Origin of the sequence: Chondromyces apiculatus DSM 436, from assembly GCF_000601485.1 — a bacterium.
Classification (GTDB): Bacteria; Myxococcota_A; Polyangia; order Polyangiales; family Polyangiaceae; genus Chondromyces; species Chondromyces apiculatus.
This window is the reverse complement of sequence record NZ_ASRX01000038.1, coordinates 110,271-123,457: the sequence shown is the minus strand read 5'-3', so window position 1 is coordinate 123,457 and position 13,187 is coordinate 110,271. Positions and strand designations below refer to the sequence as shown.

Sequence of the window (13,187 nt, the reverse complement as noted above, 5' to 3'; positions counted from 1 at the left end):
GGGGATGGAGAGGGTTTGCATGGTGCGGTGGGTGGCGGGTTGGCTGGTCGTGGCGGCGATGGCTGGTGCGGGGGAGGCGGGGGCGCAGGTCGTGGAGCAGCCGGGAGGGGCGGCTGGTCAGGGGGACGCTGCGGGGGCTGCGGGGGCTGCGGGGGTTCCCGGAGCGCCAGGCGGGGCCTCGATGCCGGGTGCGGGGATGCCTGCGAGCCAGGTGCCGACTCAGGGGGGCAATGCGCCGCAGGGGCCTGTGCTGGGTGGGCCTCAGGCGATGGGCCAGAGCAGCACGGGCATTGCGGGGCAGAATGCGCAGGCACTGCCGTGGGCGCAGCCAGGGCCGGGGGGGCAGCCAATGCCGGGAGGGCAACCAGGGGTGGGGGGGCAGCCAATGCTGGGGGCGCAGGCGATGCCTCAGGTTCAGGTGGCGCCGGAGCCCTCCGACCATGACCGGGTCGTTCGCAAGCTGGCGGTGGGGTATCTCGGGCTGCAGACGATCCGGCTGACCGCACTGGGTGGGATCGGGCTGGGGTCTGGCAGCAATCAGTCGACCTTCGTTCCGCTGCTGAACATGACGACGTTCGAGCCGGCTTATGCGCCGGTCATCGGCATTCGGTACTGGTTTGGCCGCCTGGTGGGGCTCGATGCTGGGGTCGGGTTCTACTTCCAGTCGGAGGAAACGCAGGGCAGAACTGGCGATTTCGAATCAGTCAAGCTGGAGAGCAACCTCGCTGGCGGTGGTCTCCACCTCGGGTTGCCGCTGGCATTGGCCCATGGTGCCCATTACAAGTTCCTCATCATTCCCGAGACCAATGCGGCGTTCGTCTCCGGCACGGCTGTCGCCACCGCGACCCTCAATGGCGATGAGCAGACTTCGGAGATCACGCGGGAAGGGTTCCTCTTCGAGCTGGGGGCGCGGATCGGCAGCGAGCTGCACTTCGGGTTCATCGGGGTGCCCGAGCTCTCGCTGCAGGCGGGGGTCGGGGTCTACGGCACGTACACGAACGCGAGCCGCAGCGTCGATGGTTCAGTCACCGACAGCAGCGGCTCTCTGAACTTCCGGACCACCCTCCAGGCCTCACCCTGGGCGATCATGACCGGGAGCCTCACCGCGCTGTACTACCTGCCGTGACCCTCCGGCGGCGCGCCGTGGCCCCTGCTCTCCACGAGCAAGGGCCCGAGGAGCGTCAGCTCTTCGCGGCGGCGAGCACGGTGGCGGCGTGCTCCTTGGGGTCCACCTCGAGCCAGATGGACTTGATCTTCCCATCCTTGCCGATCAGGAACGACTGACGCGAGGCGAAGGAGCCGCGCATGGGCACGTGGAAGGCGCGGGCGACGGCGCCGTCCTCGTCGATGACCAGCGGGAAGGGCAGCTTGTACTTGTCGATGAAGGCCTCGTGGCTCTGGGCGCCCTGGGTGGAGACGCCGTAGACGTCGAGGCCCGCGGCCTGGAGGTCGGCCCAGCCGTCACGCAGGCCCTCTGCCTGGACGGTGCAGCCGGGGGTGTCGTCCTTGGGGTAGAAGTAGATGAGCACCTGCTTGCCGGCGAGGCTCGAAAGCTTCACTTCCTTGCCATCGTGGAGCTTGAGGGTCGCGTCGGGCGCAGCGTCCCCCGGCTTCAGGGGCACGAGGGCAGCGTGAGGATCTGCCGCGGTGGTCTTCGCCTCCGGCGCCGGCTTGGAGGAGCTTGGCTCGTTGCAGGCCACCGACGAGGTGGCGAGGGCGGCCAGGGTGACGAGGGTAGCGAGGTGGGCACGAGGACTCATGGCCCCATGCTTGACCGGAGGGCGGCGCGCGACAAGGGGCGCCTCACCCGCAGCCTGCACCGTCACGCATGCGCGCTGGCTTCGTAGCCCCGGATGCGCTGCACGATCCAGTCACGGTGCCGGCGCTCGTCGGCCAGGTTCCGCTGGAAGACGGCGCGTATGCGGGCCGGGATGTCGTTGCGCTTGAGGGCGCGCTCGTAGGCGGTGTTGGTGTCGTCCTCGTTGGTCTTCATGGCCGTGAGCACGGCGCGATCGCCGAGGAGTCCGCCGAGCACCACCTTGCCCTTGGTCAGGATCCGCTTGATGTCGCCTCCGTCCGGGGGCGTGCCGCCCAGATCGTGCATGAAGAGGCTCAGGTCGTTCACGTGACGCCGGTGGTCCGCGAGGAACGTCGAGAGCTGCGCCCTGTCGCGCATGTCGTCCATGCGCTCGATCGCCGCTTCGTAGGCCTCGATGGCGTCGTAGTCGAGCTCGATGAGATCCTTGAGGAGCCCCAGGAGCGTCGCTTCACTGCCAATCATCGTCGCCATGGTGTGTCTCCTTTTCTGGAGTGCCCTCGGCCGCCGCCGTCCCCGCCCGAGAGCGGACACGATGGCATCGGACGACACCTTCAGAAGCTTGCAGTTCGCGTTGCGCGGAGGGTCCTACGCAAGGTGGATGCCTGCGGCGTCTCTGTGCAGCGCGAGCTGGGCGGTGTGCTCGGCGGTGCAGGGAAACCGGGGCGCCGCTCCAGGGTTGTCAGCCTCTCACGTCGCAGACGTGCGGTTCCGTGACGCCGTCGTGCGGCCTGGCTTGTCGGTGCCGTGAGCGCGCGTGTCGGGCGATCCGTGCTGCTGGAGCACGAAGGGCTGCGTCCGCGCCAGCTCGTCGGGGAAGCGCTGAAACCACGAGGAGAGCAGCAGTACCTCCTCGACCTCGTGCAGCGGCACCGGCGCGGCCGCTGGCTCGTGGGGCCCGTAGACCTCGCCCGCGAGGCGGTGAAGCGCCTCGTGCTCCGCCTCCGATCGGGGCACCGTCATCTCGGCGCGGACGCTGCCACGACGGACGAGGTAGATGCGATCGTCGCCGCCGTGCCCGGGCACCGTGTAGAGGAACGAGAGCGACTCCAGCGCGAACCTGAGCCGCTTGAGCTGCTCGCGCAGGATCTCGAGCTGCTTCACCCGGTCGCGCAGGGCGGCGGCGCGCTCGTACTCGGCGCGCGCGCTGTTCTCCAGCATCTCGGCGCGAAACTGGGCGATGGGCCCCTCGCTGTGTCCCTCCAGGAAGGCGCGGGCGAGGCCCACCCGCTCGGTGTATGCGCTGGCCGAGCACCCGCCCACGCAAGGACCGAGGCAGCGCTTGATCTCGAAGCGCAGGCAGCCCGGGGTGCGGCGGCCGAGGGGGAAGAGCTCCTGCTGATCGCTGAAGACGATGGGCACGTCCTCCGCGCAGTCGCGCAGGCCGAGCGCGTTCGAGAGGGCGCGCGCCGCGTCGTGGGTGCGGCTCCGGCTGGTGAAGGGTCCGTAGTAGAGGCTCTGCGGATCGCGCGCCGAGCCGCCCACGACGCGGAGCTTGGGGGCCGGGCCGTGGGTGAGCTGGAGGAAGGCGTAGCGGCGCAGGTCGCGCTTCATGACCACGTTGAACTTGGGCCTGAAGCGCTTGATCAGCCGCAGCTCCGCGAGCAGCGCCGCGAACTCGCTCGGGCAGTACTCCCAGGAGACCGCGGTCGACTCCTTGAGGATGCGGGCCCCCTTCTCCTTGGCGGCGGCCCGGAAGTACCCGAGGAGCCGCGTGCGCAGGCGCTTCGACTTGCCCACGTAGACGACGTGGCCGTCCTCGTTCGCCATCTGGTAGACGCCGGGCCGGTTCTCGGTCCCCTCGCGCACGAGCCCGTGGAGGCGGGTGATCCGCTCCTTGATCTCTGCGGGTTTCGGGCGGGGCCGGAGCAGGCTCGCGCGCGGCATCGGGCGGCATGTTCATGGACATGCGTACAGTCCGTCAAGGCACGGAGCCGGGACATCCCTGCCCCACGTCGACCGCCTTACCCTCTCGCGCGCTCCTCGTGCGCTCCTCGTGCGCTCAGCTTACGCTCGACCGGACCGATGGGTGCTGTACAAGCAGCAGCGTGGTCGCCTGGTCCAGTAGCACTGCTGGCATGCTGACGTGGGTCGCCGTGGCGCTGCTCGCCTCCTCGTGCGGTGGGTGGTTGTCCCCGGTCACCTACGCCGAGGTCTCGTGCTCATACCGCGACGCGAGCGCGACGGCCCTCGTCGGCCAGCCCCTCGACGTCGTCGTGACCTGGCCGCGCATGGCCGCGGTCGACGCGAAGGTCACGCCCGAGAACATCCAGGAGATCTTCCGCAGTCCCTTCATCATCGACGTGCAGTGCAAGGGCGTGCCGTGCGCCATCGCGCAGGAGGTCGAGGAGGGGAAGCGCAGCATCACGGTCACCCCCACCAGGCCCGGGCGCCTGGTGATCCACGTGGCGCTCGACGACCGGAAGCAGCCGGTGCGCTACCGGATCTACGGGCCGATCGACGTGCAAGCCGCGACGTCCACCTCCACAGACGCTCCTGCGCCCTGACAGGCCACGACGGCGACGCTCACCATTGGCGCCGGGGAATCTCCGGGACTGCTATAGGAACCCTCGAATCCTGAAAGGAGATCGCCCCGTGCTGCTATCACGCCTCGCCCCCGCCTGCCTCGGTCTCGCCGCGACCACCCTGAGTGCGGCCTGTGCATTGCCCATGGAAGACGACCTGGAGGAGGTCGGATCCACGCAAGGCGCAATCGTCGCCGTCACCAGCTTCGGGTCGAATCCCGGGAACCTCAAAATGTACAGGTACACCCCGGCCGGGGTGCCCACGGGAGCCCCGCTCGTGGTCACCCTGCACGGCTGCACCCAGGGCGCGCAGGACTACGTGAAGGCCGGCTGGGACAACCTCGCCGACACGTGGAAATTCCACGTGGTCTACGTGGAGCAGCAGAGCGCCAACCACGGGATGCGCTGCTTCAACTGGTACGAGACGAACGACACCAAGCGCGACGCGGGAGAGATGCTCTCGGTCCGGCAGATGGTCGATCACATGAAGTCGCAGTACGGCGTCGATCCGGCGCGGGTGTTCGTCACGGGGTTGTCCGCGGGCGGGGCCTCGACGAGCGCCCTCCTCGCCGTCTACCCGGACGTGTTCGCCGGCGGCGCCATCATGGCCGGCATCCCCTACCGCTGCGCAGCGTCCCTGAACGACTCGGGCTCCTGCATGAACCCCGGCGTGGACCGCACCCCGTCAGCCTGGGGCGATCTCGTCCGGGCCGCAGTCCCCGGCTACACGGGCGCACGGCCGCGCATCTCGGTCTGGCACGGCAGCTCCGACTACACGGTCAACGCCAAGAACATGCAGGAGATCGTCGATCAGTGGACCAACGTGCACGGCATCGACGCCACCGCCGACGCCACCTCGTCCGTGGGTACCGCCACCCGCTCGGAGTACCGCAACGCCGCAGGTCAGACCCTGGTGGAGTCGATCTCCATCCCCGGCATGGGCCACGGGACGGCCGTGGATCCTGGCTTCGCCCCCGCAGGCGGCTGCGGAACCGCGGGCTCCTTCGTGCTCGACGTGAACATCTGCTCGACCTACTACGCCGGAAAGTTCTTCGGCCTCGACAGCGGCTCCAGCAGCTCAAGCTCCAGCAGCTCAAGCTCAAGCTCCAGCAGCTCAAGCTCCAGCAGCTCAAGCTCCAGCAGCTCAAGCAGCGCAAGCTCCACCAGCGCAAGCTCCACCAGCGCAAGCTCCACCAGCGGTGCTGGAGGCTCGGGCGGCGCTGGCGGCGCTGGCGGCGCTGGCGGCGCTGGTGGCTCCGGCGGCTCCGGCGGCTCCGGCGGCAGCACTGGCGGGACCTGCCAGGAGTTCTACGAGGGCAATTACTACCATGTGGCCAACGGGCGCGCGGTCCGCTGCGGGACGGGCAACAGCTATGTCTGCGCCATCGGCTCGGGCGACAACCTCGGCCTGTACACGACGATGTCGACGTGGATCCGCCTCACCGCGCCGAACTACTACCAGGCAGGCCGCTGCCCCTGATCCTGCCCGGCCCGGGCACTGCGTGAAGCCAGAGAGACAGGCCGCCGCGCGCCGCAGGTCGCGTGCAGGTCGCGCGCAGGCCGCGGCGCTTGACGCGCCTCTGCGGCCGGAATCCTCTCGGCGCGATGCCGCCCCAGAATCCCCTCGTCGACGACCGTACGGTGGACTTCATCCTCTTCGACGTGCTCGACGTCGGAGCCCTGCTCGCGCTGCCCGCGTTCCAGGAGCACACCGTCGAGGGGGTGAAGATCTTCCTGGGGGCGACGCGCCGGCTGTCGCGGGAGGTGCTCTACCCTGCCTACAAGCCGATGGACGAGGCGCCGCCGCGGCTCGTGGACGGGCGGGTCGTGGTGCACCCCGTCATGAAGGAACTCTACCCCCGGCTGGTCGAGCTGGGGCTGCTCAATGCGACGCGGCCGGCGGAGGTGGGCGGGCAGCAGCTCCCGTTCACGGTGATGACGCTGGCCAGCGTGTACCCCATGGCGGCGAACCTGGGCGCCTACGGCTATCTCGGGCTCACCGCCGGAGCGGCGCGCCTCATCGAGTCGTTCGGGAGCGCGGCGCTGAAGGAGCGGTTCATGGCGCCCATGTACGAAGGGGCGTGGACCGGGACCATGGCGCTCACCGAGCCGCAGGCGGGCAGCAGTCTGAGCGACGTGCAGTGCCGCGCCACGCCCGCGGGCGACCATTACCTGATCCGGGGCTCGAAGATCTTCATCTCGGGCGGCGATCACGACGCCGTCGAGAACATCGTCCACCTCGCGCTGGCGCGCATCGACGGAGCGCCGCCAGGAATCAAGGGCGTGAGCCTGTTCGCCATTCCGCGGCTGCGCCCGGAGGGAGAGCGGCTGGTGCCGAACGATGTGCACGTGGCGGGCGTGATCCACAAGATCGGCTGGCGCGGTCTGCCGAGCCTCGCCCTCAACTACGGCGAGCAGGGCGATTGCCACGGCTATCTGGTGGGTGAGCCGCACCGGGGCATCCATTACATGTTCCAGATGATGAACGAGGCGCGGCTGATGGTGGGGATGAACGGGGTGGCCACAGCCTCGGTGGCCTACCAGGAGTCGCTGGAGTACGCGCGCAACCGGCCCCAGGGCAGGCCCCTGCGGAGCAAGGATCCCCGCGCGCCGCAGGTCCCCATCGTCGCCCACGAGGACGTGCGGCGGATGCTGCTGCGCCAGAAGGCCATCGTGGAGGGTGGCCTGCTGCTGCTCGGGGTCACGGCGCGCTACGCCGACCGCGCGGAGCACGCGGAGGGCGCGGAGGCGCGGCAGCGGGCAAGGTGGCTCCAGGACCTGCTCACGCCCATCGCGAAGACGTTCCCCGCCGAGCGTGGCTTCGAGGCCAACGCGCTGGCCGTGCAGGTGCTGGGCGGCTACGGCTATTCGAGCGAGTACCTGCCAGAGTCGTGGCTGCGCGACCAGAAGCTGAACAGCCTCCACGAGGGGACGACCGGCATCCAGGGGCTGGATCTGCTCGGGCGCAAGGTGCCCGCCGAGGGCGGCGCGGCAATGATGGCCTTCCTGGAGGAGGTCGGCGCGACCGTGGGCAGCGCGCTAGAGGCAGGGGTGCCCGCGTCGTGGTGCGCGCGCGTGGAGCAGGCCGCAGGAGAGCTGCGCGACGTGACGCTGCACCTCCTCGGGCTGGGGCAGCAGGGCGACGCCGAGGCGATGCTGCGGCACAGCGCCGACTACATGGAGATGATGGCCACGGTGGTGGTGGGATGGCTGTGGCTGTGGATGGCCGCGGCCGCCGAGAAGGGCCTGCGAGAGCGGCCCGAAGACGCGGCCCTGTTCGAGGGGAAGCGCTGCGCCGCGCAGTACTGGATCGAGGGAGAACTCGGGCGCGTCGCGCACTGGGCAGCACTCTGCCGATCCGGCGAAGACTCCTACGCGCGCATGCAAGACGCCTGGTTCTAAAGGTACTGCGTTCACAGGGAGGTCTCCTCTCCGGCCATAACGCCTTGCAGCATCGGGGGACAGCGAGCGCGGCGTTTCGTGCGGGCTCCCTGAGACGCCGCGCCTTGGGCTAACGTTCCGGCCCCTCATGGAGATGCCTGCTTCGACCAGCGAGCCCGGGCCAGCGCCCGCTCCTCCTGCGCTCCCTCCGCGCGCGCTCTCGCGGCAAGACGGCAAGACGCTCGCGCTGGCGGCGCTCGGGGGGGCGCTCGAGTTCTACGACTTCATCATCTTCGTGTTCTTCACGGCGACGATCGGTCAGCTCTTTTTCCCGCCGGACACGGCGGACTGGCTGCGGCAGCTCCAGGCCTTCGGGCTGTTCGCGGCGGGGTATCTGGCGCGCCCGCTGGGCGGCATCGTGATGGCGCACTTCGGCGACCGCACCGGCCGCAAGAAGATGTTCACGCTGAGCGTGTTCATGATGGCCGTGCCGACGCTGCTGATCGGGCTCCTGCCGACGTACGCGACGGCCGGCTACGCGGCGCCCCTGCTGCTCCTGCTCCTGCGCATCCTCCAGGGAGGCGCGGTGGGCGGCGAGGTGCCAGGGGCGTGGGTGTTCGTGGCGGAGCACGTGCCGGAGCGCCGGATCGGGTTCGCCTGCGGGACGCTGACCGCGGGGCTGACCTTCGGGATCCTGCTCGGGTCGCTGATGGCGACGGCGGTGAACAAGGCGTTCACCCCGGCGGAGGTCCTGGCGTTCGGGTGGCGGGTGCCCTTCCTGGTCGGCGGGGTGCTCGGGTTCTTCTCGGTCTTCCTGCGCCGCTGGCTCGCAGAGACGCCGGTCTTCGAAGAGATGCGGCAGCGGCGGGCACTGGTCGAGGGGTTGCCGCTCAAGGCCGCGCTGCGCGGGCACGGCGGCTCGGTGGTGGTGTGCATGCTGCTCACGTGCGTGCTGACGGCGGGCATCGTGGTGGTCATCCTGATGACGCCGACGCTCCTGCAGAAGCTGCACGGGATCACGCCAGCGCAGGCGCTCGCCGCGAACAGCCTGGCGACGCTGACGCTGACGCTCGGGTGCGTGACGTTCGGGGCCCTCTCGGACAGGTTCGGGGCGCCCTGGGTGCTCGGCCTGGGGCTCGCGGCGCAGCTCGTGATGACCTACCTGCTCTACCAGGGAGCGCGGGAGACGCCGGAGCATCTCGCGGCGCTCTACGCGGTGACGGGGTGGTTCGTGGGGACGACGGGCGCGATCCCGGGGCTGATGGTGCGCTCGTTCCCGCCGGCGGTGCGGTTCTCCGGGCTGTCGTTCTCGTACAACATGGCGTACGCGCTGTTCGGGGGGCTCACCCCGCTCGTGGTGACGCTGCTGCTGAAGACGACCCCGATGGCGCCCGCCCATTACGTGGCGGCGCTGTGCGCGCTGGGGGTGCTCGTGGCGATCTACCTGCCCTTCCGCCGCGGGGCGCCAGCGCGAGGATGAGGTGCCGCTGTTCCGCCGGTGACCCTGCGCCGGCGACGGGAGGAGGGAGCCCATGATCGCCGACATCGACATCACCGCGCCCGAGGTCCTTCGCAACCCTTACGCGCTGTTCGCGGAGCTGCGCCGCACCTCGGCGGTGGGCCGCCTGCAGCCCCAGGGCTTCATGGCCGTGGGGCGCTACCAGGACGTGGCGCGCGTGCTCCACGATGCGAAGGGATTCTCGAACCGGGGCTGGGCTGCGAGCCTGCCCAGAGGGGTGAAGTGGGACACGAGCATGCCTCCCTCCATCGTGCAGGTCGATCCGCCCCGCCACGGGAAGCTGCGGACCCTGGTGACGAAGGCGTTCACGCCGCGCACGGTGGCGCAGCTCGAACCGCGCATCCGCGACATCGCCCATGAGCTGGTGGACGGGCTGCGGGGGAAGAGCACCTTCGAGGCCACGGTGGAGGTCACCGTCCCCATGCCGATGATCGTCATCGCCGAGATGCTGGGCGTGGCGCCGGAGCGGCGGGCGGACTTCAAGCGCTGGTCGGACGACATGGTGGGGTCGCTGGCGCTCGTCCGCGTGGGCAACGCGGCGCAGCTCGAGCGATCGACGCAGGAGTTCTACGCCTACTTCAGCGAGGTGCTGGAGGAGCGGCGTCGAGAGCCGCGGGAGGACCTGATCTCCCAGCTCCTCGCCGCCGAGGTGGACGGCGAGAAGCTCACGGCGGGGGAGGTGCTGAGCTTCGCGAACACGCTGCTCATCGCCGGCAACGAGACGACGACGAGCCTCATCGGCAACGCGCTGGTCGCGCTGACGGACCACCCCGAGCAGCTCGCCGCAGCGCAGGCAGACCTGTCGCTCGTGCCCGCGGTGGTGGAGGAGGTGCTGCGCTACGAGAGCCCGGCGCAGTGCATCTTCCGGCAGACCATGACGGACGTGGAGATCGGGGACGAGCGGATCCCGGCGCGCTCGGTGGTGCTGCCGCTCCTGGCGTCGGCGAACCGTGACGAGAGCAGGTTCCCCGATCCGGACCGCTTCGACATCCACCGGGACACGAAGGGACACCTCGCCTTCGGGCTCGACATCCACTTCTGCATCGGGGCGCCGCTCGCGCGCCTGGAGGCCAAGGTGATGCTGGAGGTGCTGCTGGCGCGCCTCGGCGACATCCAGCGGGTCTCGCAGGAGGTCTCGTGGTCGCCGTCGTTCTTCATCCGGTCGCCGAGCACGTTGCCGCTCCGGGCCACGGTGGCGAGCGCCTGAAGCGCGCCCCCGAGCCCTCCCCGCTCAGCACTTCACTGTACGAGGATCCACTTGATGCCGCTGCGCACCTCCATGTGGAGGTGGTCGCGGTGGGCCCAGTCGTGGTTGGGTGACAGGATCAGGTTGAACGAGCGGAGCGCGCTCGTCTCGCACACGACGGCGCGCCAGAGCCGCGCGCCGGGGGTGTCGCGGCGGGGCTTCGCGGCGCCGTCGCCGCAGGTCTTCACGCCGCGCATGCCCTGGAAGTCGCCGCGGACCCCGTAGGTCTTGCCGTCCGCGAGGACGAGGTTCACGAGGTCGATGGCGCGCCCGCCCGGGTGGCGCATGCCGCGCTTCATGAAGCCGGCGCCCCGGCGGCGGTACATGGAGAAGTACTCGGCGCGGACGACCTGGTGCTCCGCGAGGACGCTGGCGAGATCATCGAGCGCGAGGACGAGGCGGCAGTCGGCGATGGTGCGGTCGTCCTTCTCGGGCGGGGCAAGGGCGTCGATGGGGACGAAGCGGACGCCGTGGAGGAAGCCCGTGAGGCGCACCGGAGTGTCCACCCCGCGGGTCGGGGCGACGGGCTGGAAGGGGACGTCGCGGAGCGCGAGGAGGGCGAGGCAGTGCTCGCTCTCCATGGCGCCGTAGCGGTAGGCGCGCGCCAGCATGGCGTCGGGTGGCTCGATGGCGTAGCGGTTCGCGGCCGCCGCGGGCGGGGCGACCGCGAGCGGCAGAAGGAGCGCGACGACCGCCACGAGGAGCAGCAAGAGCGCCCGCGCTCTCACGCCCGCGCCCGCGCCGCCGCCCACGTCGCTGCCCACGCCCTCCACGGGTTCACAGCGTACACCCGGCCAGAGGACACGCTACGTCTGCACCTCTGCGCAGGAAGGCGTGGGCGTGTGTTCGTGCCGCGTGCCGCGATGCGTCGCGCGCGCGCCTGGTCGGGACGGGGCCGTGCCGGATTGCCGCACTCGAACACTGCTGTTGAACGGCGCGCGTTCCTCGTGCTACCGGCCCTGGGGAGGGACCATGAAGCTGGCAACGCTGCGAGGGCCGGGGCGGGACGGAACGTTGATCGTCGTGCGCAGGGACGGGCTCTCCTATGCGCCGGCCGGCACTGCATTTCCCACGCTGCAGTCCGCACTGGACGACTGGGAGCGCGCCGAGCCCGCGCTGCGCGCCCTCGCCGACGCCCTGGAGAGCGGGAACGCGGCGGCGGAGGCGCTCGATCCCCACCGGCTGCACGCGCCGCTGCCGCGCGCTTACGAGTGGGTGGACGGGTCGGCGTACATCAACCACATCGTCCTCGTGCGCAAGGCGCGTGGCGCCGAACCGCCGGAGACGCTGCGCACCGATCCGCTGGTGTACCAGGGCGGCTCGGGTGTGCTGCTGGGGCCCACGGACGACATCGTGCTGCGCGACGCCCGCTGGGGGCTCGACTTCGAGGCCGAGGTCTGCGCGATCCTGGGGGACGTGCCCATGGGGACCACGGCCGAGGAGGCGGGGCGCCACGTGCGGCTGCTCTGCCTCGCCAACGACGTGACGCTGCGGAACCTGGTGCCGGCGGAGCTGGCGAAGGGGTTCGGGTTCTTCGGGTCGAAGCCCGCGACGGCGTTCTCGCCCTTCGCGGTGACGCCTGACGAGCTGGGAGACGCATGGCGCGGCGGGCGGCTCCACCTCACGCTGCGCTCCACGTACAACGGCGCGCTGGCGGGCGATCCCGAGGCGGGACCGGAGATGCACTTCTCGTTCTTCGATCTCATCGCGCACATCACGAAGACGCGCGCCTTCACGGCGGGCACGATCCTCGGCAGCGGCACGGTGTCGAACGCGGACCGGGCGCGCGGGGTGTCGTGCCTGGCGGAGCGGCGGATGATCGAGACGCTGGAGCAGGGCGAGGCGAAGACCCCGTTCATGCGCGAGGGCGACACCATCGCCATCGAGATGCTCGACGAGGCGGGTCACAGCGTGTTCGGGCGCATCGCCCAGAAGGTGGTGGCAGGATGAAGCTCTACGGCTACTGGCGCAGCTCGGCCACGTGGCGGGTGCGGATCGCGCTGGCGTACAAGGGGCTCGCCCACGAGGTGGTCCCGGTGAACATCATCCGCGACGGCGGGGAGCAGAACCAGGCGCCCTACACCGCGCTGAACCCGATGCGGCAGGTGCCCACGCTGGAGCTCACGGTGGACGGCAAGGCGCTGCACCTCGCCCAGTCGATCGCGATCATCGAGCTGCTGGAGGAGATCCATCCGGCGCCGCGGCTCCTGCCGGAGGACCGGGTGCTGCGGGCGAAGGCGCGGCAGCTCGCGGAGATCATCAACGCGGGGGTCCAGCCCTTCCAGAACACCGGCACGACGGGCTACCTCAAGGAGCTGTTCGGCGACGACAAGGGGTTCTCGCGGCGCTTCATCGCGCGCGGCCTCGATGCGTTCCAGGCAGGGATCGAGGAGACGGTGGGGCGCTACTGCATCGGCGACGAGGTGACCCTGCCCGACCTGTTCCTCGTGCCGCAGCTCTACGCCTCGCGGCGGTTCGGGGTGGACGTGTCGGCGTACCCGGCGCTCCTGCGCATCGAGGAGGCCTGCATGCAGCTCCCGGCCTTCCAGGGGGCGCACCCCGACCGGCAACCCGACGCCGTGAAGGCGGGCTGATCCTCGTGGCGCGCGTGTCCGGAGCGCGCGAGGCACGTCGCCCTGCGCCCCGAAGAGCCCCTGGATCAGGGCACGCAGCGCCGGAACGCGGTACACCGCGGTACAC

At 70.3% G+C, this 13,187-nt stretch carries 11 protein-coding genes and 1 pseudogene; 8 read left to right on the top strand and 4 right to left on the bottom strand.

What is annotated here, in order from left to right:
* Positions 1-1,126, top strand: a pseudogene (locus CAP_RS23465) (hypothetical protein); the annotation flags it as partial.
* A gap of 55 nt (positions 1,127-1,181) precedes the next feature.
* Here CAP_RS23465 and CAP_RS23460 read toward each other — a convergent pair.
* The 3 genes from CAP_RS23460 to CAP_RS23450 form a co-directional block, all read right to left on the bottom strand.
* On the bottom strand, positions 1,182-1,760 hold the full coding sequence (locus CAP_RS23460) for a peroxiredoxin (protein ID WP_052375717.1): 579 nt from the start codon (positions 1,758-1,760) through the stop codon (positions 1,182-1,184).
* Between the two features lie 62 nt (positions 1,761-1,822).
* Entirely contained in the window at positions 1,823-2,290 is a 468-nt protein-coding gene (locus tag CAP_RS23455; RefSeq protein WP_044244831.1) for a PA2169 family four-helix-bundle protein, read from the bottom strand.
* Between the two features lie 216 nt (positions 2,291-2,506).
* A complete protein-coding gene (locus tag CAP_RS23450; RefSeq protein WP_063748741.1) occupies positions 2,507-3,703 on the bottom strand; it encodes a GIY-YIG nuclease family protein in 1,197 nt (398 codons plus the stop codon).
* A 191-nt stretch (positions 3,704-3,894) separates the two neighbouring features.
* Here CAP_RS23450 and CAP_RS23445 point away from each other — a divergent pair, with 191 nt between their 5' ends.
* From CAP_RS23445 to CAP_RS23425, 5 genes are all read left to right on the top strand, one after another.
* A complete protein-coding gene (locus CAP_RS23445; protein ID WP_044244830.1) occupies positions 3,895-4,323 on the top strand; it encodes a hypothetical protein in 429 nt (142 codons plus the stop codon).
* Between the two features lie 88 nt (positions 4,324-4,411).
* A complete protein-coding gene (locus CAP_RS23440; RefSeq protein WP_156041075.1) occupies positions 4,412-5,821 on the top strand; it encodes an extracellular catalytic domain type 1 short-chain-length polyhydroxyalkanoate depolymerase in 1,410 nt (469 codons plus the stop codon).
* 125 nt (positions 5,822-5,946) lie between these two features.
* A complete protein-coding gene (locus tag CAP_RS23435) occupies positions 5,947-7,743 on the top strand; it encodes an acyl-CoA dehydrogenase (protein ID WP_044244868.1) in 1,797 nt (598 codons plus the stop codon).
* Between the two features lie 133 nt (positions 7,744-7,876).
* Positions 7,877-9,202: an MFS transporter gene (locus tag CAP_RS23430; protein ID WP_044244867.1), complete on the top strand. Its 1,326-nt coding sequence runs from the start codon at positions 7,877-7,879 to the stop codon at positions 9,200-9,202.
* Between the two features lie 52 nt (positions 9,203-9,254).
* Positions 9,255-10,448, top strand: coding sequence for a cytochrome P450 (locus tag CAP_RS23425; RefSeq protein ID WP_044244829.1), 1,194 nt, complete (start codon positions 9,255-9,257; stop codon positions 10,446-10,448).
* 32 nt (positions 10,449-10,480) lie between these two features.
* Here the strand turns inward: CAP_RS23425 and CAP_RS23420 are convergent, their stop codons facing one another.
* Positions 10,481-11,260, bottom strand: a complete 780-nt coding sequence (locus CAP_RS23420; protein WP_156041074.1) for an extensin family protein — start codon at positions 11,258-11,260, stop codon at positions 10,481-10,483.
* A gap of 199 nt (positions 11,261-11,459) precedes the next feature.
* On the opposite strand from CAP_RS23420, the gene CAP_RS23415 reads away from it, so the two are divergent.
* The gene (locus tag CAP_RS23415) at positions 11,460-12,437 is read left to right on the top strand and encodes a fumarylacetoacetate hydrolase family protein (RefSeq protein WP_044244825.1); all 978 of its coding nucleotides are present in this window, start codon (positions 11,460-11,462) and stop codon (positions 12,435-12,437) included.
* On the top strand, positions 12,434-13,081 hold the full coding sequence (gene maiA, locus CAP_RS23410; RefSeq protein WP_044244823.1) for a maleylacetoacetate isomerase: 648 nt from the start codon (positions 12,434-12,436) through the stop codon (positions 13,079-13,081). Before CAP_RS23415 ends, maiA begins: the two co-directional genes overlap by 4 nt.
* The last annotated feature ends 106 nt before the right edge of the window (positions 13,082-13,187 follow it).